This window comes from Pseudomonas sp. D4002 (genome assembly GCF_013385665.1).
In the GTDB taxonomy this organism is placed as follows: Bacteria; Pseudomonadota; Gammaproteobacteria; order Pseudomonadales; family Pseudomonadaceae; genus Aquipseudomonas.
In genome coordinates this window covers 300696-321982 of record NZ_JACAPN010000021.1, presented here as the reverse complement: position 1 = coordinate 321982, position 21287 = coordinate 300696, and the positions used below count along the sequence as shown (strand labels likewise).

General features: G+C 61.9%; 15 protein-coding genes. 13 read left to right on the top strand and 2 right to left on the bottom strand.

Annotated features, from left to right (window positions below):
- The first annotated feature begins 38 nt into the window (after positions 1 to 38).
- The 3 genes from rpmE to HX824_RS16480 all read left to right on the top strand — a co-directional run bounded on the left by rpmE (position 39) and on the right by HX824_RS16480 (position 2549).
- Positions 39 to 269 (top strand): 50S ribosomal protein L31, encoded by a 231-nt coding sequence (gene rpmE, locus HX824_RS16490; protein WP_003209330.1) that lies wholly within the window; start codon positions 39 to 41, stop codon positions 267 to 269.
- 41 nt (positions 270 to 310) lie between these two features.
- On the top strand, positions 311 to 1099 hold the full coding sequence (locus HX824_RS16485; protein ID WP_177054822.1) for a thermonuclease family protein: 789 nt from the start codon (positions 311 to 313) through the stop codon (positions 1097 to 1099).
- A gap of 181 nt (positions 1100 to 1280) precedes the next feature.
- Positions 1281 to 2549, top strand: a complete 1269-nt coding sequence (locus tag HX824_RS16480) for a malic enzyme-like NAD(P)-binding protein (protein ID WP_003209334.1) — start codon at positions 1281 to 1283, stop codon at positions 2547 to 2549.
- A 195-nt stretch (positions 2550 to 2744) separates the two neighbouring features.
- Here the strand turns inward: HX824_RS16480 and HX824_RS16475 are convergent, their stop codons facing one another.
- On the bottom strand, positions 2745 to 5201 hold the full coding sequence (locus HX824_RS16475) for a penicillin-binding protein 1A (RefSeq protein ID WP_371319416.1): 2457 nt from the start codon (positions 5199 to 5201) through the stop codon (positions 2745 to 2747).
- 220 nt (positions 5202 to 5421) lie between these two features.
- On the opposite strand from HX824_RS16475, the gene pilM reads away from it, so the two are divergent.
- From pilM to hemE, 10 genes are all read left to right on the top strand, one after another.
- The gene (gene pilM, locus HX824_RS16470) at positions 5422 to 6075 is read left to right on the top strand and encodes a type IV pilus biogenesis protein PilM (protein WP_177039677.1); all 654 of its coding nucleotides are present in this window, start codon (positions 5422 to 5424) and stop codon (positions 6073 to 6075) included.
- On the top strand, positions 6075 to 6626 hold the full coding sequence (locus tag HX824_RS16465) for a PilN domain-containing protein (RefSeq protein ID WP_102367941.1): 552 nt from the start codon (positions 6075 to 6077) through the stop codon (positions 6624 to 6626). The genes pilM and HX824_RS16465 overlap by 1 nt, the downstream gene beginning before the upstream one ends.
- Complete coding sequence (locus HX824_RS16460; protein WP_177054812.1) at positions 6623 to 7648, top strand: pilus assembly protein PilP; 1026 nt, start codon at positions 6623 to 6625, stop codon at positions 7646 to 7648. Before HX824_RS16465 ends, HX824_RS16460 begins: the two co-directional genes overlap by 4 nt.
- Before the next feature lie 69 nt (positions 7649 to 7717).
- Positions 7718 to 9055, top strand: a complete 1338-nt coding sequence (locus tag HX824_RS16455) for a type IV pilus secretin PilQ (RefSeq protein WP_177008353.1) — start codon at positions 7718 to 7720, stop codon at positions 9053 to 9055.
- A 4-nt stretch (positions 9056 to 9059) separates the two neighbouring features.
- Complete coding sequence (aroK, locus tag HX824_RS16450; RefSeq protein WP_003209345.1) at positions 9060 to 9578, top strand: shikimate kinase AroK; 519 nt, start codon at positions 9060 to 9062, stop codon at positions 9576 to 9578.
- A gap of 147 nt (positions 9579 to 9725) precedes the next feature.
- On the top strand, positions 9726 to 10826 hold the full coding sequence (gene aroB, locus HX824_RS16445; protein WP_003209346.1) for a 3-dehydroquinate synthase: 1101 nt from the start codon (positions 9726 to 9728) through the stop codon (positions 10824 to 10826).
- A 10-nt stretch (positions 10827 to 10836) separates the two neighbouring features.
- Positions 10837 to 12396, top strand: coding sequence for an SPOR domain-containing protein (locus tag HX824_RS16440; protein ID WP_177054811.1), 1560 nt, complete (start codon positions 10837 to 10839; stop codon positions 12394 to 12396).
- A gap of 350 nt (positions 12397 to 12746) precedes the next feature.
- Complete coding sequence (gene gltB, locus HX824_RS16435; RefSeq protein WP_003209351.1) at positions 12747 to 17192, top strand: glutamate synthase large subunit; 4446 nt, start codon at positions 12747 to 12749, stop codon at positions 17190 to 17192.
- A gap of 32 nt (positions 17193 to 17224) precedes the next feature.
- A complete protein-coding gene (locus tag HX824_RS16430) occupies positions 17225 to 18643 on the top strand; it encodes an FAD-dependent oxidoreductase (protein WP_003209353.1) in 1419 nt (472 codons plus the stop codon).
- Positions 18644 to 18885: 242 nt separating this feature from the next.
- Positions 18886 to 19953 carry a uroporphyrinogen decarboxylase gene (gene hemE / locus HX824_RS16425; RefSeq protein WP_087692524.1) on the top strand — a complete coding sequence of 356 codons (1068 nt, stop codon included), beginning with the start codon at positions 18886 to 18888 and terminating at the stop codon, positions 19951 to 19953.
- Positions 19954 to 20006: 53 nt separating this feature from the next.
- Here hemE and HX824_RS16420 read toward each other — a convergent pair whose 3' ends face one another.
- Positions 20007 to 21224 (bottom strand): MFS transporter, encoded by a 1218-nt coding sequence (locus HX824_RS16420; RefSeq protein ID WP_371132458.1) that lies wholly within the window; start codon positions 21222 to 21224, stop codon positions 20007 to 20009.
- Positions 21225 to 21287 lie beyond the last annotated feature (63 nt).

The following is a 21287-nucleotide window of genomic DNA, read 5'->3' as shown; positions in this document are numbered from 1 at the left end:
AGTGTTGATTGGCGGCACGCTAGCCTGAGGAATACACCATGAAAGCCGATATCCATCCAAACTATGTTGCCATCGACGTTACCTGCAGCTGCGGTAACAAGTTCGAAACCCGTTCGACTTTCGGCAAAGCTCTGCCAATCGACGTGTGCAACGAGTGCCACCCGTTCTACACCGGTAAGCAGAAGACTCTGGATGTTGGCGGCCGTGTTGACCGCTTCAAGACCCGCTTCGGTGCTTTCGGCGCTAAAGCTGCTCCTAAAGCCGAGTAAGGCTGGTTCGCTTGGATGGCCTGTATGGCTTGTCCTCGCTGATGAAAAAGGCGTCCCTCGTGGGCGCCTTTTTTGTGTCTGCGATTTGGCTGGCGCCCGCCCAGGCCGAGGTGTTCTGCCCGGCGCCCAGGGATGTCGCGACCTTCGACGTGCAGCGGGTAGTGGATGGCGACACCGTGCGCCTCAAGGACGGCCGAAGCATACGCATGATCGGCGTCAATGCCCCGGAAACCGGCAAGCAGGGGCGCACTGACGAGCCCTTCGCCGTGGCCGCTCGCGAGCGCCTGCAAAGTCTGGTGGACGCGAGCGGTGGGCGCGTTGGCGTGGTGCCCGGACGGGAGAGCAAGGACCGTTACGGCCGCACCCTGGCCCATCTCTACGGTGCCAATGGAGCAAATCTGGAAGCGCAGTTGCTCGCCGAAGGCCTTGGCTTCCAGGTGGCGGTCGCGCCGAATGTGGCACTGGTGGCCTGCCAGCAAGCCGCCGAACGCAGCGCCCGGCAGGCCCGGCTGGGGGTGTGGCGCCGGTCACCGGTGGTCGATGCGGCGAACATCCGGCGCTCGGGCTTTGCCGTGGTCCACGGCCGAGTGAGCAAAATCGAACGCAATCGCGGCGGAGTCTGGATTGAGTTGCAGGGCTCACTGGTACTGCGCATTGCACCCAATCTGGTGGGCCGATTCGACAGTGCGCTGTTGAAAGGTTTGCAGGGCCAGTCCATCGAAGCCCGCGGCTGGGTGCTGGACCGCTACCGACGCGGCGGCCTGGAAAAGGGCCAGGCACGCTGGCTGTTGCCACTGACCGATCCCGGCATGCTCGAGCAGGCGCCGTAAGAAAAAATTGTAGACATTTTTCAGGTCGATTGTGAACAGTTGAGCCCTTGTATCCCGTGGCTCTTGGCCAAAAGTCGTAGGGCAGGGCCCTTGACACCTGTGACTGCCCAGTCTTGTGGGGACTTTGCGACACGCGTATCCTCGGCGGTCCGTCGACCAACAGTAAAAGCGGAATGCCGATATGTCTGATTTGAAAACTGCCGCTCTCGAATATCATGCCCATCCTCGTCCAGGAAAGCTGAGTGTAGAGCTCACCAAAGCCACTGCCACCGCCCGCGACCTGTCGCTGGCCTACAGCCCTGGCGTTGCCGAGCCCGTACGTGAAATCGCCCGCGATCCTGAACTGGCCTACAAGTACACCGGCAAAGGCAACCTGGTTGCAGTGATCTCTGATGGCACCGCGATCCTCGGCCTGGGTAACCTCGGCCCATTGGCTTCCAAGCCAGTCATGGAAGGTAAGGGCGTGCTGTTCAAGCGCTTCGCCGGCATTGACGTATTCGATATCGAAGTCGATTCCGAGAGCCCGCAGGCTTTCATCGACACCGTAAAGCGCATCTCCATCACCTTCGGTGGCATCAACCTGGAAGACATCAAGGCACCTGAGTGCTTCGAGATCGAAAAGGCCCTGATCGAACAGTGCGACATCCCGGTATTCCACGATGACCAGCACGGCACCGCGATCGTTACCGCGGCCGGCATGATCAACGCCCTGGAAATCGCCGGCAAAACCCTTGGCGAAGCCAAGATCGTTTGCCTGGGCGCCGGCGCCGCGGCCATCTCCTGCATGAAGTTGCTGGTGAGCATGGGCGCCAAGCTGGAAAACATCTACATGGTCGACAGCAAGGGCGTTGTGCAGTCCGAGCGTACCGACCTGAACCAGTACAAGGCGATGTTCGCGCATCCGTCCTCCAAGCGTACCCTGGCTGACGCCCTGGACGGTGCAGACGTGTTCGTTGGCCTGTCCGGCCCGAACCTGCTGAGCGCCGAAGGCCTCAAGTCCATGGCGGCCAACCCGATCGTGTTCGCGTGCTCCAACCCGGATCCGGAAATCTCCCCGGAGCTGGCCCACGCCACCCGTAGCGACGTGATCATGGCCACCGGCCGTTCGGACTACCCGAACCAGGTCAACAACGTACTGGGCTTCCCGTTCATCTTCCGTGGTGCCCTGGACGTTCGCGCCAAGCGCATCAACGAAGAGATGAAAGTCGCGGCCGCCAACGCCCTGCGCGAACTGGCCAAACTGCCGGTTCCTCAGGAAGTGTGCGACGCCTACGGCGGCATCAAGCTGGAATTCGGTCGTGAGTACATCATCCCGAAACCAATGGACAAGCGCCTGATCACCCTGATCTCCGATGCCGTGGCCAAAGCCGCAATCGAGACGGGTGTGGCCACCCTGCCGTATCCGAAGAACTACCCGCTGCAAAGCGTGGATGATGTGTTCAACGGCTAAGCCGTTGTAGCGCACCACCAAAAAGCCCCGGCTCTTGCGAGTCGGGGCTTTTTTTGTGGCTGGCAATTGGCTCGAGCCTGGCGGTGATCCAACTGTGGGAGCGGGCTTGCTCGCGAAGACGGTGTGTCAGTCGGCCCATCTGAGCCTGATACTCCGCTTTCGCGAGCAAGCCCGCTCCCACATTGGAACTGCGTGTTAGAACAAATCGATCGGCGCCGCCTCGTCCGCCGGCAGCGGGCTGCCCGGTGCAACACCATTGCCCAGCTCGTTGACCGACGGCGGCGTATCCTCGCTCTTGAACAGCTCGAAGTACGCATTCGGCGTGCTCGGCGCTGCTGCACGGCCGCTGACCGGGTCGATCCGCAGGCTCAGGATGCCTTCCGGTTCCGGCTGGGTATGCAGCGGCATATCCTTCAGCGCGGCGCCCATGTAGCTCATCCAGATCGGCAGCGCGACGGTGCCGCCGAACTCCCGGCGACCGAGGCTTTCCGGCTGGTCGTAACCGGTCCATACGGTGGTCACGTAGTCGGCGTTGTAGCCGGAGAACCAGGCATCCTTGGAATCGTTGGTGGTACCGGTCTTGCCGGCGATATCGGCACGGCCCAGGGCCAGGGCGCGACGCCCCGTACCTTTCTTGATCACGTCTTCCAGGATGCTGTTGAGGATGTAGGTGGTACGGCCATCCACAACGCGTTCGGCTACCGCCGGCGCTTGTGGTGCGGCGGGAGCACCGGCTGCCGGGGCTTCGCCTGGCGTCGGCTCGATGGTGATGCCGCCGTTGGCCGGTGCTGCCTGGCCGTCAGTGGCCGCGACGCCATTGACCACGTCGCCCGGGACCCGTGGTGGGTTGGCGGTGAACAGGGTTTCGCCGCTACGGCTTTCGATCTTGTCGATCAGGTACGGGGTGATCTTGTAGCCGCCGTTGGCAAAGGTGCTCCAGCCGGTGGCGATTTCCATCGGCGTCAGCGTGGCGGTACCCAGTGCCAGGGACAGGTTGGGCGGCAGGTCCGACTTGTTGAAGCCGAAGCGGGTGATGTAGTCGATGGTCTTGCCTACGCCCATCGCCTGCAGCAGGCGGATCGACACCAGGTTACGCGACTTGTACAGCGCCTCGCGGACGCGGATCGGGCCGAGGAAGGTGTTGGTGTCGTTCTTCGGGCGCCAGACCTTGTCCAGGTACTCGTCGACGAACACGATCGGTGCATCGTTGACCAGGCTGGCGGCGGTGTAGCCGTTATCCAGGGCGGCGCTGTAGATGAACGGCTTGAAGCTGGAACCCGGCTGGCGCTTGGCCTGGGTGGCGCGGTTGTAGTTGCTCTGCTCGAAGGCAAAGCCGCCGACCAGGGCACGGATTGCACCGTTCTGCGGGTCAAGCGAAACCAGCGCGCCCTGTGCCACGGGCACCTGGCTGAATTTCAGGCTGTCGTCCTTCTGGCGCTGCACACGAATCAGGTCGCCGACCTGGGCCACGTCCGACGGCTGCTTGGGCATCGCCCCCATGCTGTTGGTGTTCAGGAACGGGCGAGCCCATTTCATGCTGTCCCACGACACATGCTCTTCGCCGGTGCGGGTCAGTACCTGCACGCCATCTTTCTTCACCTGGGTGACGATGGCGGGTTCAAGGCCGCTGATCGGGCGCTGTTTGCCCAGCTCGACGGTCCAGGCGCTCAGGGTCTTGCCCGGCAGGCGCGATTCAGGGCCGCGGTAGCCATGGCGCTGGTCATAGGCGACCAGGCCGTCGTGTACCGACTTGTTGGCGATTTCCTGCAGGTTGCTCGGAATCGTCGTGGTCACGCGGAAACCTTCGGTGTACGCCTCGCTGCCATAGCGGCCGACCATCTCGGCACGGGCCATTTCGGCGATATACGGGGCATTCACTTCCGGGGTCGGCACGTGATAGCTGGCGTTCAGCGGCTCGGCCACCGCACTTTCGTACGCGGCCTGGTCGATCTTGCCCAGCTTGTACATGCGGCCCAGGATCCAGTCGCGGCGCTCTTTGCTGCGCGCCGGGTTGGCCAGCGGGTTAAAGCGTGAAGGCGCCTTGGGCAGGCCGGCAATCATCGCCATCTGCGCCAGGCTGGCGTCACGAATCGACTTGCCGTAGTAAACCTGTGAAGCCGCCTCAATGCCGTAGGCGCGGTTGCCCAGATAGATCTTGTTGACGTACAGCTCAAGGATCTCATCCTTGGTCAGCTGACGTTCGATCTGCAACGCCAGGAGGATTTCCGTGGCTTTGCGGGAAAAGCTGCGTTCGCTGGTGAGGAAGAAGTTCTTCGCCACCTGCATGGTGATGGTGCTGCCACCGGATTGAATGTGTCCGCTTTTTACCAACTGCGTGGCCGCCCGCACCAGGCTGCTTGGGTCGACGCCATAGTGATTGGCGAAGTTATCGTCTTCAGCCGACAGCAGGGCGTTGATGAAATTGGGTGGAATGTCGGCGAAACGGATCGGTGTGCGGCGCATTTCGCCGAACTCCGCGATCAGTTTTTCATCGCTGCTGTAGACCCGCAAAGGAATCTGCAACTGGATACTTCTCAGGGCCTCTACGGAGGGCAAACCCGGACTAAGGTAGAGATAGGCCCCGCTGAACACGAGCATCAGCCCGCAGACGATCGCGACAATGGAGTACCCGAAAAACTTCAGCAGACGAATCAAGGCTTTTGGATTTCCAAGGAAAAGAATGGGTTAGGCGTCGGGGCATGCACGGCAAGTGGTGGATCGACCCGGCCAGCAGATAAACGCGGGAAAAAACGCTGGGCATTAAAGCATTTTTCGGCTTCGGGCGTCATTCGCGCCGCTCATACAAGCCGACCGAATGCAGGAAGCCTGGCAGCAATCAGTCCGTAAGACAGGGAAAGTTTTGGGGAGTTTTATGAGAAAGGGATTTTTCAGGCGAAAAGCCGATGCCGTCCTGGGTATCGACATCAATGACACCGGCGTCAGGCTGGTGGAGCTGGAGGCTTCAGGCACTGGCTACAGCGTGCGGGGCTACGCCATGCAGCAGTTGCCGGCCCATGCGGTGGTCGACAGCAGCGTGGTTGATTTCGATGCCGTCGCGCAGGCACTTTCCCGGGCGCTGGTACAGGCGCATACATCACTCAGGCATGCCGCCGTGGCCGTGGCAGGGCCCTCGGTGATTACCCGCGTGCTGGAGATGGACGCGGGGCTGACGGATGCTGAAATGGTGCGTCGAATCCATGGGGAAGCAGACCAGTACATTCCTTATCCGCTGGAGGATGTGGCTATCGACTTCCAGGTGCAGGGCCCGTCGGCCCATGACCCGCAAAGCGTCGATGTGCTGCTGGTTGCCTGCCTCAAGGAACAGGTGGAGGCCCGTGAGGCGGTTTTGGCCCTTGCGGGGCTGACGACGCGGATAGTGGATGTCGAAGCATTTGCATTGGCTCGCGCGGGCAGGCAGGCTTCGGACAGCATCACGCTGGGCCGTCGTGTCGATGGCGCGCAATGGGCCGTGGATGCCCAGGGAATGGGAGTGGCCTGCGGGCTGGCCCTGAGGAGTTTCGACTGATGACACGAATCAACCTGTTGCCGTGGCGCGCAGAACGGAATGAGCGGCGGCGCAAATATTTTCTGGTGTTTTTGGCGGGGGCTGCAGCGGTGGCGCTGGCTGCGGTTTGGCTGGCAGACCAGGTGATCGACCGTGCAATCGATCGGCAGTTGGCCCGCAATAACCAGTTGAGCCAGGGTGTCATCGGGCTCGACTCGCGGATCAAGGCCATCGACGAACTGCATGAGCAGCGCCAGCAGTTGATGGAACGGATGAAAGTTGTGCAGGGTTTGCAGGACGATCGTGCGGCGGGTGCTCAGTTGCTGGACCAGTTGGCCCGTGCCGTGCCGGACGGGGTGCAGTTGCGCGAAGTGAGCGTCGACGGCGGTTCTGTTTCCATCAGCGGCACGGCCGGATCGAACCGGGACATTGCTCAGTTCATGCGAGGCCTCGAAGCTGCCGAAGACTTGGAAGCGCCCCGGCTTCAACGGGTTCGCGGCGCGCAGGAGGGCGACGACAATGGCTTCCAGTTGACGGTTCGCCATGGTCACTCGGATGAGGTGCGCCAATGAGAGGGGCGTCAGGCCTGCCAGGGCTGACGGAATCCGATATAACCCAGCTCTGCCAGAACGCCGCCAACTGGCCTTTGCCGGGCAAGGCGTTGCTGGCTGGCGCGGTGGTTTGCCTGCTGTGGGCAGTGGGCAATACCTTCTACTTGAGTGGAGCGCGGGAGCAACTGCGCCAGCTTGAGTCGCAGGAAGTGGCGCTTGAACAGCAGGTCGCGCTGAAAACCAGCCAGGCTGCCGGCCTGGAGTCCCTGGTCCGCGAACTCGAAACAATGCGAGGCCATTTCGCCAACCTGTTACGGCGGCTGCCTGCCGACCCCCAGGTACCCGGCCTGCTTGAAGATATTGGCCGCCTGAGTGCCGCCAATGGCTTGGTGCTGGAGGCCATCGAACTTCGGGATGACCAGCCTCGCGCCCTGTACATCGAATCGCCCATGCAGATTGGCGTCACCGGGACTTTTCACGACCTGGCGGCGTTCATCAACGGCATGGCCAGCTTGCCAGGAATTGTCACGGTGCATGACTTGGCATTCAGTCCTGTCGATGCCTCGGTGTTGCACCTCAGTCTGGTAGCCAGGACCTATCGTCACAACCGCCAGGCGGGCGATGACCTGAAGGTTGATTTGCACCCGCCGGCACAGGCTGTCGCCGAGCCCGGGCCGCAGCAAGTGGCCTACGATTTTGCAGCCTTGCGCGACCCTTTCCAGCCGCCCTCTCGCCAACTGGTTCGACCCGCCGGGCGACCGGCTGCCGGACCTGATCTCGCCAGGCCTCGCGGAATCCTCGAAGGCTTCGCCGTGGAGCAGTTCGAAATGGTCGGGACCTTGGCCCTGGGGGCTCAAACCTTCGCCCTGCTGCGCGGAGCGTCGTCTGTCCATCGGCTGGCAATCGGCGATTACCTGGGCCCGGACCACGGGCGCATCACGGCGATTCATGACTCCCATGTCGAACTGGCCGAGCTTTTCCCGGATGGCCAGGGCGCGTGGCTGGAACGCTCGCAAACCCTTGCCCTGAACGTGAACTCATAACGGAAACAAACAATGAAAAGGACTTTTTCGTCCTTCGGTGTGGCGCTATGGATAGCGTTCACGGCACCGATGGTCATGGCTGTGCCCAATCGAATCGACTTGATTCACCTGCCGCCACCTGGCAATGCGCCCCTGAGTACCGGGCGCGTGGCATTCACCGGGGACAAGCTGTCCCTCAACTTCCAGAACATCGAGTTGCGCGCGGTGCTGCAGCAGATTGCCGACGTTGCCGGCCTCAATCTGGTGACCAGTGACGACGTGCAGGGTTCGATCACCCTGCGCCTCAAGGACGTGCCCTGGGACCAGGCCCTGGACCTGGTGCTGCAAACCAAGGGGCTGGACAAGCGTGTGACGGCCAATGTGCTGCTGGTCGCGCCGGCCGAGGAGTTGGCCGCCCGTGAGTTGCTGGCGATGGAGTCGCGCAAGCAAATGACTGAGTTGGCACCGCTGCGCCGCGAGTTGCTGCAAGTCAATTACGCCAAGGCGTCGGACCTGGCCAAGCTCTTCCAGTCGGCCGTGGGCCTGGAAGGTGCCACCGATGAGCGCGGCTCGGTGGCGGTGGATGACCGCACCAACAACATCATCGCCTACCAGACCCGGGAGCGGCTGGAGGAGCTGCGCACGATTGTGGCGCAACTGGATATTCCGGTAAGGCAGGTGATGATCGAGGCGCGGATCGTCGAGGCCAATGTGGATTACGACAAAAGCCTTGGCGTGCGCTGGGGCGGGCAACTGAATCGAGGTAACTGGAGCGCTGGCGGGATCAGGAAACCGCTGGCCGAAGGCACCGAGCCGCCTGAAACCCCGCCCAGCTCGCCGTTTGTGGACCTGGGGGCGGTCAACGGCAGCGCCGGCCTGGGTGTCGCGTTTATCACCGACAACCTGCTGCTGGACCTGGAACTGACCGCCATGGAAAAAACCGGCAATGGTGAAATCGTTTCGCAGCCCAAGGTCGTCACCTCCGACAAGGAAACCGCGCGAATCCTCAAGGGCACCGAGATTCCCTATCAGGAGTCCAGCTCCACCGGCGCGACCTCGGTGTCGTTCAAGGAGGCCTCCTTGTCATTGGAAGTGACCCCGCAAATCACCCCGGACGGCTGGGTGATCATGGAGGTCAAGGTCACCAAGGACGAGCCCGACTACCTGAACAGGCTCAACGATGTGCCGCCAATCAAGAAAAACGAGGTCAATGCCAAGGTGCTGGTCAAGGACGGGGAGACCATCGTGATCGGCGGGGTTTTCTCCAATACTCAAAGCAAAGTGGTAGATAAAGTGCCATTTTTGGGCGATGTGCCGTATCTTGGCCGCCTTTTCCGGCGGGATGTGGTTTCGGAGAAAAAATCCGAGCTGCTGGTATTCCTGACTCCGCGTATTATGAATAACCAGGCGATTGCTGTGAGTCGTTGATTCTGTGCGAAATTTGATTCTTGTAGGACCGATGGGGGCTGGAAAAAGCACCATCGGCCGTTTGCTGGCCAAAGAGCTGCGCCTGCCATTCAAAGACTCCGATAAGGAAATTGAATTGCGCACGGGCGCCAATATCCCGTGGATCTTCGATAAGGAAGGCGAACTGGGCTTTCGCGACCGCGAGCAGGCGATGATTGCCGAACTGTGCGGCTGCGATGGCGTGGTATTGGCCACCGGCGGTGGCGCAGTGATGCGCGACGAGAACCGCCGGGCGCTGCACGCCGGCGGTCGCGTGGTTTATCTGCACGCGTCTGTCGAGCAGCAGGTGGGCCGCACCGCTCGCGACCGCAATCGCCCATTGCTGCGCACCGCCGACCCGGCAAAAACCCTGCGGGACCTGCTGACGCTGCGCGACCCGCTTTATCGGGAAATCGCCGATCTGGTGGTGGAAACCGATGAGCGGCCGCCACGAATGGTGGTTCTCGACATTCTCGAGCGCCTGGCACAGTTGCCACCCCGTTAAAGCCAGGGCCGAAATGCGCTATCCTCGGCGGCGCGTCATGACCGTCCGAGTTGTGGCGTAGAGCCATCAGGCAGCGTCAGATCCCGACGTTGCCGACAACGTTAATGTAGGGCAGGACGCCTGCTTTCATCTTCAACGCGGGGACACATGCAGACACTTAAGGTCGATCTTGGCGAGCGCAGCTACCCGATCCATATTGGCGAAGGTTTGTTGGACCAGCCCGAGTTGCTCGCACCGCATATTGCCGGGCGGCAAGTGGCGATCATCTCCAATGAAACGGTCGCGCCGCTGTATCTTGAGCGTCTGAGCCGCAGCCTGGCGGCGTACTCGGTGATCTCGGTGGTGCTGCCGGACGGCGAGGCCTTCAAGACCTGGGAAACCCTGCAACTGATCTTTGATGGCCTGCTGACGGCCCGTCATGACCGGCGCACCACGGTGGTGGCCCTGGGTGGCGGTGTGATCGGCGACATGGCCGGCTTTGCAGCCGCCTGCTATCAGCGCGGCGTGGACTTTATCCAGGTACCGACCACCTTGCTGTCCCAGGTCGATTCGTCGGTGGGCGGCAAGACCGGCATCAACCACCCGCTGGGCAAGAACATGGTCGGCGCGTTCTATCAGCCGAATGTGGTGCTGATCGACACTGCCACCCTCAATACCCTGCCACCCCGCGAGCTGTCGGCGGGCCTGGCGGAAGTCATCAAGTACGGGCTGATCTGCGACGAGCCGTTCCTGACCTGGCTGGAAGAACACGTCGACGCCCTGCGCGCCCTCGACCAGGTGGCACTCACCGAAGCGATTTCCCGCTCCTGCGCCGCCAAGGCGCTGGTGGTGAATGCCGACGAACGTGAGTCCGGCGTGCGCGCCACCTTGAACCTCGGCCACACCTTCGGCCATGCGATCGAGACCCACATGGGCTATGGTGTGTGGTTGCATGGAGAGGCCGTAGCGGCTGGCACAGTGATGGCATTGGAGATGTCGCAACGCCTGGGCTGGATCAGCGCCCAGGAGCGTGATCGCGGGATCCGCCTGTTCCAGCGCGCCGGGTTGCCGGTCATTCCTCCCGAGGAGATGACCGAGGCAGATTTTCTCGAACATATGGCAATAGACAAGAAAGTGATCGACGGTCGACTGCGACTGGTGCTGTTGCGCCGAATGGGCGAAGCGGTAGTGACCGACGATTATCCGAAAGAGATTTTACAGGCCACGCTGGGAGCGGATTACCGCGCCCTGGCCCAGCTTAAAGGTTAATAAGATCCCGATGACTAGTTTGCATGCCGACGAGGCGTTCCTCGGCCATTACCAGTTAAGCCACGACCCTTTTGCTCCTCGGGTGCCTGGTTTCAAGTTTTTCCCTGCGCAACGCAAGCCGGTGCTGGGGCAACTGCACCACCTGGCGCGCTACAGCCAGTTGCTGCTGGTGGTCACCGGCCCATTGGGCAGCGGCAAGACCTTGCTGCGCCAGGCACTGGTGGCCAGCACCAACAAGCAATCGGTACAGAGCGTGGTGGTTTCCGCCCGTGGTGCCGGTGATGCGGCAGGCGTGTTGCGTCAAGTGGCCCAGGCCCTCGACGTGTCCACTGCCGAGCCGAATGCGATCCTCAAGCAAGTGGTGCAACTGGGCCTGACCGGCCAGGAAGTCTACCTGCTGGTGGATGACGCCGAGCAGCTCGACGAATCTGCCCTGGAAGCGTTGCTGGCCCTGGCGGCCGGTACGCCTGAAGGGCGCCCGCATGTGTTCCTGTTTGGCGAGTCTTCGCTGATCGCCGAACTTGAACAGATCAGCGGCGAGCAGGAGCTGTTCCACGTCATCGAACTGCAGCCTTACGAAGAAGAAGAAACCCGCGAATACCTGGCCCAGCGGCTGGAAGGCGCAGGGCAGGGCATCGAACTTTTCTCCGCTTCGCAGATCTCTGATATTCACGAAAGCTCCGACGGCTGGCCTGGCACCATCAACCAGGTTGCCCGGGATGCCATGATCGAAGCCATGATTGCCAGCCGCTCAGCGGTAAAGCGTCCAAAGATGGGGTTTACTATGCCGAAGAAGCACGTATTGGCAATTTCTGCCGTTGTCGTGGTTGCCGTCGCCGCCGCCTGGTTGATTCCAGGTCGCAACAAGGCACCGACCACCGCTGGCGCGCCAACCGAACAGGCGCAGTTGCCACTGGGCAAGCCAACACCGAACGTTGAGTTTGCCAACTCCGGCCAACCCACCAACTTGCCAATGGTCGGCCAACCGGTGATGCGCGGCCCGCTCGCCGAAGAAGCTGGCGGCATCTCCGAAGGCGACGATGGGGTGCCGGTGGAAGGCTCCAGCGCCACGCCGCCGACCGTGACCACCACCGCGCCACCTGCGGGCGTGCCAGCCGGTCAGCCAGCGGCCAAGCCGACGCCAGCGCCAGCCCAGGTCGCCACCGCCAAGCCTGCGCCTGTTGCCAAGCCGGTCGCCCCGGCGCCTGCGGCCAAACCGGCTCCAGCCGCCAAGCCTGCCGAAAAACCGGCCGTCGTGGCCAAGGCCGCGACTGGCGCTGCCGGCAGCAGCTGGTATGCCAGCCAGCCTACCGGTAACTTCGTGGTGCAGATCCTCGGCACCAGCTCCGAAGCCAACGCCCAGGCGTTCGTGAAAGAGCAGGGCGGCGAGTACCGTTATTTCAAGAAAGTGCTCAACGGCAAGCCTCTCTATGTAATCACGTACGGCAACTTCTCCAGCCGTGCAGCAGCGGAATCCGCGATCAAGGCCTTGCCAGCGAAGGTTCAGGCTGGTAAACCTTGGCCTCGCACTGTCGCCAGCGTTCAACAAGAACTGGCAACAACTCGCTGAAGATCCGGCGGCCTTACCCAGGCCGCCCTCTCGGCACCTCAAAAAAAACAACACAGCGTGCAGCCCTGAAGGCCGCGCGCTTTGTGGTGTCTGCGTCACAGTGGCTTTTGAGTCGTAGCGGTCAAAATTAAAAAAGTTTTGACTAGCACAGCATATCGCTTTAAACCTTTCATAAATGCGACATAGATTTGCGACATTTCGTCGCTAAATTTGTGAGCGTCTGTGTCGGTGTGTACAATGACCTCCCTTTTGCCCCCGCTAAGCCGGCGTACGTTCGGCGTGGAAGGTAACCGGTTGAATTGAAAAGAAATTTGCCTCGAAATAAGAGGCAGCCTGGTGAGAAAGTGTCTATGAAAGCAGGTCTGTACCAACCCGATGAATTCAAGGATAACTGCGGTTTCGGCCTGATAGCCCACATGCAGGGCGAGCCCAGTCATACCCTTTTGCAAACGGCCATCGAGGCCCTGACCTGCATGACCCACCGCGGTGGGATCAACGCCGACGGCAAGACCGGTGACGGTTGCGGCTTGCTGATTCAAAAGCCCGACCAGTTCCTGCGCGCAGTCGCCAAGGAACATTTCGGCGCCGATTTGCCCAAGCAGTACGCTGTGGGCATGGTGTTCTTCAACCAGGACCCGGTAAAAGCCGAAGCTGCTCGCGAGAACATGAACCGCGAGATCCTGGCCGCTGGCCTGCAGCTCGTCGGCTGGCGCAAAGTGCCGATCGACACCAGCGTACTCGGCCGCCTGGCCCTGGAGCGCCTGCCGCAGATCGAACAAGTGTTCATCGCAGGCGACGGCCTGAGCGACCAGGACATGGCGATCAAGCTGTTCACCTCTCGTCGTCGCTCGTCCGTGGCCAATGCCGCCGACACCGACCACTACATCTGCAGCTTTTCCCACAAGACCATCATTTATAAAGGCCTGATGATGCCGGCGGACTTGACCGCCTTCTATCCAGACCTGAGCGATGAGCGCCTGCAAACCGCAATCTGCGTGTTCCACCAGCGCTTCTCCACCAACACCCTGCCGAAATGGCCGCTGGCCCAGCCATTCCGCTTCCTCGCCCACAACGGCGAGATCAACACCATCACCGGCAACCGCAACTGGGCCGTGGCCCGTCGCACCAAGTTCGCCAACGACCTGATGGACCTGGAAGAGCTCGGCCCGCTGGTCAACCGCGTGGGTTCCGACTCCTCCAGCATGGACAACATGCTCGAACTGATGGTCACCGGCGGCATCGACCTGTTCCGTGGCGTGCGCATGATCATTCCGCCAGCGTGGCAGAACGTCGAGACCATGGACCCCGACCTGCGGGCGTTCTATGAGTACAACTCGATGCACATGGAACCGTGGGACGGCCCGGCCGGCGTGGTAATGACCGACGGTCGCTACGCCGTGTGCCTGCTCGACCGTAACGGCCTGCGCCCGGCGCGCTGGGTGACCACCACCAACGGCTTCATCACCCTGGCGTCGGAAATCGGCGTGTGGAACTACAAGCCGGAAGACGTGATCGCCAAGGGCCGTGTTGGCCCGGGCCAGATCCTCGCCGTGGACACCGAGACCGGTCAGATTCTCGACACCGATGCCATCGACAACCGCTTGAAGTCCCGTCATCCGTACAAGCAATGGCTGCGCAAGAATGCCCTGCGCATCCAGGCAACCATGGAAGACAACGACCACGGTTCTGCCTTCTACGACGTCGACCAGCTCAAGCAGTACATGAAGATGTACCAGGTCACCTTCGAAGAACGTGACCAGGTGCTGCGCCCACTGGGCGAGCAGGGCTACGAAGCCGTCGGCTCCATGGGCGATGACACGCCAATGGCCGTGCTGTCCCAGCGCGTGCGCACGCCGTACGACTATTTCCGCCAGCAGTTCGCCCAGGTGACCAACCCGCCGATCGATCCGCTGCGCGAAGCCATCGTGATGTCCCTGGAAGTGTGCCTCGGTGCCGAGCGCAACATCTTCCAGGAATCGCCTGAGCACGCTTCCCGCGTGATCCTCAGCTCGCCGGTCATTTCCCCGGCCAAGTGGCGCTCGTTGATGACCCTGGATCGCCCAGGCTTCGACCGGCAGATCATCGACCTGAACTACGACGAGAGCCTCGGCCTGGAAGCCGCTGTGCGTAACGTCGCCGATCAGGCGGAAGAAGCCGTTCGCGCCGGCCGTACCCAAATCGTGCTGACCGACCGCCATATTGCTCCGGGCAAGTTGCCGATCCACGCGTCCCTGGCCACCGGCGCGGTACACCACCGCCTGACCGAAAAGGGCCTGCGTTGCGATTCCAACATCCTGGTTGAAACCGCCACCGCCCGCGACCCGCATCACTTTGCGGTGTTGATCGGCTTCGGCGCCTCGGCGGTGTATCCGTTCCTGGCTTACGAAGTACTCGGCGACCTGATCCGTACCGGCGAAGTGCTGGGCGACCTCTACGAGGTGTTCAAGAACTACCGTAAAGGCATCACCAAGGGCCTGCTGAAGATCCTGTCGAAGATGGGCATCTCCACCGTCACGTCCTACCGCGGCGCGCAATTGTTCGAAGCCATCGGCCTGTCGGAAGAAGTTTGCGAGATGAGCTTCCGTGGCGTGCCAAGCCGCATCAAGGGCGCACGTTTCGTCGACATCGAAGCCGAGCAGAAAGCCCTGGCCGCCGAAGCCTGGAGCGCGCGCAAGCCGATCCAGCAAGGCGGCCTGCTGAAGTTCGTGCACGGTGGCGAATACCACGCCTACAACCCGGACGTGGTCAACACCCTGCAAGCCGCCGTGCAGCAAGGCGACTACGCCAAGTTCAAGGAATACACCGCGCTGGTGGATAACCGCCCGGTGTCGATGATCCGTGACCTGTTCAAGGTGAAAACCCTGGACACGCCGCTGGCCATCAGCGAGATCGAGCCACTGGAATCGATCCTCAAGCGTTTCGACTCCGCCGGTATTTCCCTGGGCGCCTTGTCGCCTGAGGCTCACGAAGCCCTGGCCGAAGCCATGAACCGCCTGGGTGCGCGTTCAAACTCCGGCGAAGGCGGTGAAGACCCGGCGCGCTACGGCACCATCAAGAGCTCGAAAATCAAGCAGGTCGCCACTGGCCGCTTTGGTGTGACCCCGGAATACCTGGTCAACGCCGAAGTGCTGCAGATCAAGGTTGCCCAGGGCGCCAAGCCGGGTGAAGGCGGACAGCTGCCAGGCGGCAAGGTCAATGGCCTGATCGCCAAGCTGCGTTATGCAGTGCCGGGCGTGACCCTGATTTCGCCGCCGCCGCACCACGACATCTACTCGATCGAGGATTTGTCGCAGCTGATTTTCGACCTGAAACAAGTCAACCCGCAGGCCCTGGTCTCGGTGAAACTGGTAGCGGAAGCCGGCGTGGGCACCATCGCCGCCGGTGTGGCCAAGGCCTATGCCGACCTGATCACCATCTCCGGCTACGACGGCGGCACCGGCGCTTCGCCGCTGACCTCCATCAAGTACGCCGGTGCGCCGTGGGAACTGGGCCTGGCCGAGACTCACCAGACCCTGCGCGGCAACGACCTGCGCGGCAAGGTCCGGGTGCAGACCGACGGTGGCCTGAAAACCGGCCTCGACGTGATCAAGGCTGCAATCCTCGGCGCCGAAAGCTTCGGCTTCGGCACCGCGCCAATGATCGCCCTGGGCTGCAAATACCTGCGCATCTGCCACCTGAACAACTGCGCCACCGGCGTGGCCACTCAGAACGAGAAGCTGCGCAAGGACCACTACATCGGGACCGTCGACATGGTGGTGAATTTCTTCACCTACGTCGCCGAGGAAACCCGTGAGTGGCTGGCCAAGCTGGGCGTGCGTTCCCTGGAAGAGCTGATCGGCCGTACCGACCTGCTGGACATCCTCGAAGGCCAGACCGCCAAGCAACAGCACCTGGACCTGACGCCGCTGTTGGGCAGCGATCACATCCCGGCCGACAAGCCACAGTTCTGCCAGGTTGACCGCAACCCGCCGTTCGACAAGGGCCTGCTGGCCGAGAAGATGGTCGAGATGGCCACTTCGTCGATCAACGACGCAAGCGGCGGCGAATTCGCCCTGGATATCTGCAACTGCGACCGTTCCATCGGCGCACGCATCTCCGGCGAAATCGCGCGCAAGCACGGCAACCAGGGCATGGCCAAGGCGCCGATCACCTTCCGCTTCAAGGGCACCGCTGGCCAGAGCTTCGGCGTATGGAACGCCGGTGGCTTGAACATGTACCTCGAAGGCGACGCCAACGACTACGTGGGCAAGGGCATGACCGGCGGCAAGCTGGTGATCGTCCCGCCAGTGGGCAGCGTCTACAAGACTCAAGACAGTGCCATCATCGGCAACACCTGCCTGTACGGCGCAACCGGCGGCAAGCTGTTTGCCGCGGGCACGGCCGGTGAGCGTTTCGCAGTGCGTAACTCCGGTGCCCACACCGTGGTTGAAGGCACGGGCGATCACTGCTGCGAGTACATGACCGGTGGTTTTGTCGCGGTGCTGGGCAAGACCGGCTACAACTTCGGTTCGGGCATGACCGGCGGTTTCGCCTACGTGCTCGACCAGGACAACACCTTCGTCGACAAGGTGAACCACGAGTTGGTGGAGATCCAGCGGATCAGCGGCGAAGCGATGGAATCCTATCGCAACCACTTGCAGCATGTGCTGGACGAATATGTCGAGGAAACCAACAGCGAATGGGGTCGCAACCTCGCTGAAAACCTCGATGACTACCTGCGTCGTTTCTGGCTGGTCAAGCCCAAGGCTGCCAACCTGAAATCGTTGCTTTCCAGCATCCGTGCCAACCCGCAGTGATATGCGCCTGAAGAGTTTGATGAGGTTTTAACATGGCTGAACGTCTGAATAACGACTTCCAGTTCATCGATGTCGGGCGCAAAGATCCGAAGAAGAAACTGTTGCGTCAACGCAAGAAAGAGTTCGTGGAAATCTACGAGCCCTTCAAACCCCAGCACTCGGCCGACCAGGCCCACCGCTGCCTGGGTTGCGGTAACCCGTATTGCGAATGGAAGTGCCCGGTGCACAACTTCATTCCGAACTGGCTGAAGCTGGTGGCCGAGGGCAACATCCTCGCCGCCGCCGAGCTGTCGCACCAGACCAACACCCTGCCGGAAGTGTGCGGCCGGGTGTGCCCGCAGGACCGTCTGTGCGAGGGTGCGTGCACCCTCAACGACGGCTTCGGCGCGGTGACCATCGGTTCGGTGGAGAAGTACATCACCGACACCGCGTTCGCCATGGGCTGGCGCCCGGACATGTCCAAGGTCAAGCCGACCGGCAAGCGCGTCGCGATCATCGGCGCGGGCCCGGCGGGCCTGGGCTGTGCCGACGTGCTGGTGCGTGGCGGCGTGACCCCGGTGGTGTTCGACAAGAACCCGGAAATCGGTGGCCTGCTGACCTTCGGCATCCCCGAGTTCAAGCTGGAAAAAACCGTACTGAGCCATCGTCGCGAAGTCTTCACCGGCATGGGTATCGAGTTCCGCCTCAATACCGAAATCGGCAAGGACGTGACCATGGAGCAACTGCTCGAAGAATACGATGCCGTGTTCATGGGCATGGGCACCTACACCTACATGAAGGGCGGCTTTGCCGGTGAAGACCTGCCGGGCGTGTACGACGCTCTGGACTTCCTGATCGCCAACGTCAACCGCAACCTGGGCTTTGAAAAGTCGCCGGAAGATTTCGTCGACATGAAAGGCAAGAAGGTCGTGGTGCTGGGCGGTGGTGATACCGCGATGGACTGCAACCGCACTTCGATTCGCCAGGGCGCCAAGTCGGTGACCTGTGCCTACCGTCGTGACGAAGCCAACATGCCGGGTTCGCGCAAAGAGGTGAAGAACGCCAAGGAAGAAGGCGTGAAATTCCTCTACAACCGCCAGCCGATCGCTATCGTCGGTGAAGACCGTGTCGAAGGCGTGAAAGTGGTCGAGACCCGTCTCGGCGAACCGGACGCCCGTGGCCGTCGCAGCCCCGAGCCGATCCCGGGTTCCGAAGAGATCATCCCGGCAGACGCCGTGGTCATCGCCTTCGGTTTCCGCCCAAGCCCGGCGCCGTGGTTCGAGCAGTTCGAAATCCAGACCGACAGCCAGGGCCGCGTTGTAGCCCCGGAACAAGGCCAGTACAAACACCAGACCAGCAACCCGAAAATCTTCGCCGGTGGCGACATGGTGCGCGGGTCTGACCTGGTAGTGACGGCCATCTTCGAAGGCCGCAACGCCGCCGAAGGTATCCTGGATTACCTGCAGGTCTGACCCCGATCCCGGATTGAAATGGGATCAAAATGTGGGAGCGGGCTTGCTCGCGAATGCGGTATATCAGTCACCAGATGTGTTAGCTGACCCACCGCTTTCGCGAGCAAGCCCGCTCCCACATTTGTTTTGTGGCGCTTTCATATCCGCGACAAATTGACCCGATAGACAAAAGGCACGGCTCTTGCCGTGCCTTTTGCGTCGCGCTCTGAGAAAATGCCCGCACTTTTTTTGCGGATGCCGACATGACTGCCCTCAAGAACGACCGTTTCCTTCGTGCCCTGCTCAAGCAACCCGTGGACGTCACCCCTGTGTGGATGATGCGCCAGGCCGGTCGCTACCTGCCGGAATACCGCGCCAGTCGCGCCCACGCCGGCGACTTCATGAGCCTGTGCATGAACCCGGAGTTCGCCTGCGAAGTCACCATGCAACCGCTGGACCGCTATCCACAGCTGGATGCGGCCATCCTGTTCTCCGATATCCTGACCATCCCTGATGCGATGGGCCAGGGCCTGTACTTCGAAACCGGCGAAGGCCCGCGTTTCAAGAAAGTCGTCAGCACCCTGGCCGACATCGAAGCCCTGCCGATCCCCGATCCCCACAAGGACCTGGGCTACGTCATGGATGCGGTCAGCACCATCCGCCGCGAGCTGAATGGCCGCGTGCCGCTGATCGGCTTCTCCGGCAGCCCGTGGACCCTGGCCACCTACATGGTCGAAGGCGGCTCGTCGAAAGACTTCCGCAAGACCAAGGCCATGCTCTACGACAACCCGCAAGCCATGCACCTGCTGCTGGACAAGCTGGCGCAGTCGGTCACCTCCTACCTCAACGGCCAGATCATGGCCGGCGCCCAGGCGGTGCAGATCTTCGACACCTGGGGTGGCAACCTGTCGGCGGCGGCGTACCAGGAGTTCTCCCTGGCCTACATGCGCAAGATCGTCAGCGGCCTGATCCGCGAACACGAAGGCCGCAAAGTGCCGGTGATCATGTTCACCAAGGGCGGCGGCCTGTGGCTGGAAAGCATCGCCGACGCCGGCGCCGACGCGCTGGGCCTGGACTGGACCTGCGACCTCGGCGAAGCCCGTCGCCGCGTGGGCAACAAGGTTGCGCTGCAAGGCAACATGGACCCGACCGTGCTGTACGCCAAGCCGGAAGCCATCCGTACTGAAGTGGGCCGCATCCTCGCCAGCTACGGCAAAGGCAGCGGTCACGTATTCAACCTCGGCCATGGCATCACTCCGGAAGTTGATCCGGAGCACGCAGGCGCGTTCCTGCGGGCGGTGCACGAGTTGTCGGCGCAGTATCACGAGTGATCGCGCGGCAATGAAAAAGCCCGGCAGATGCCGGGCTTTTTTGTAAGCGCTGGTTAAGCCTTGGCTTCCTGCAACGGCGGCAACTTCGCCAGCTTCAACGCCACCAGCAACGCGACGATCAACAGCGCGACGATAAACCCGCCAATCCCGTTCCACCCGGCGTAGTGCCAGAAAAACCCGCCCGCCGTCCCCGCAATACTCGACCCCACGTAGTAACTGAACAGGTACAGCGACGACGCCTGGCCCTTGGCTTTCAGCGCGCGGCGGCCGATCCAGCTGCTGGCCACCGAGTGGGCGCCGAAGAAGCCGAAGGTGAAGATCAGCATGCCGGGCACTACCAGCCACAGCGGGGTAAACAGCGTCAGGGCGATACCGCCGAGCATCAGCACGATGGTGCCCCACAGCACGCGGCGACGGCCCAGGCGGTCGGCCAGGGAGCCGATTTTCGCCGAGCTGTAGATACCCGAGAGGTAGACCAGCGACAGCAGGCCTACCACGGCCTGGCTCAAATCGTACGGGTCCGCCAGCAAGCGGTAGCCGATGTAGTTGAACATCGTCACAAAGGCGCCCATCAGCACGAAGGCTTCGAGGAACAGCCACGGCAGGCCGGCGTCCTTGAAGTGCATGGTGAAGCCGTCCACCAGGCTGCGCGGGTGCAGGGTGCTGGCGCGGAAGTTGCGCGATTCGGGGAGGATCTTCCAGAACACCGTGGCTGCGATCAGCGCCAGGGCGCCGATGATCAGCATCGCCGTGTGCCAGCTGACGAAGTCGATCAGCACACCGATGATCAAGCGGCCGCTCATGCCGCCAATGGCGTTACCGCCGATATACAGGCCCATGGCCAGGCCGATGTGTTGCGGGTGGATCTCTTCACTCAGGTAGGTCATGGCCACCGCTGCCAGGCCGCTGAGGGACAGGCCCACCAATGCACGCATCAGCAGGATGCCTTCCCAGCTTGGCATCAGGCCGCTGGCGATGGTGCACAACGCGGCGCAGAACAGTGCGGCAACCATCACCGGCTTGCGCCCCAGGGTGTCGGAAATCGGCCCGGTGATCAGCAGGCCAATGGCGAGCATGCCGGTGGCCACCGAGAGAATCAGGCTGCTTTGCGCGGCATTGATGGAAAATTCGTGGGACAGCGCCGGCATCATCGGCTGTACGCAGTAGAGCAGGGCGAAAGTGGCGAAACCGCCGGAGAACAGCGCCAGCACCGTGCGCATGAACATCGGGGTGCCTTTTTCGATGTACTGCTCGTTGAGCTGTGCCACCACTTCATCGAGGGCGGTGGGCGGTACTTCTTGAGCAAGCGGAGCGACAGCAGATTTCACGCGGGA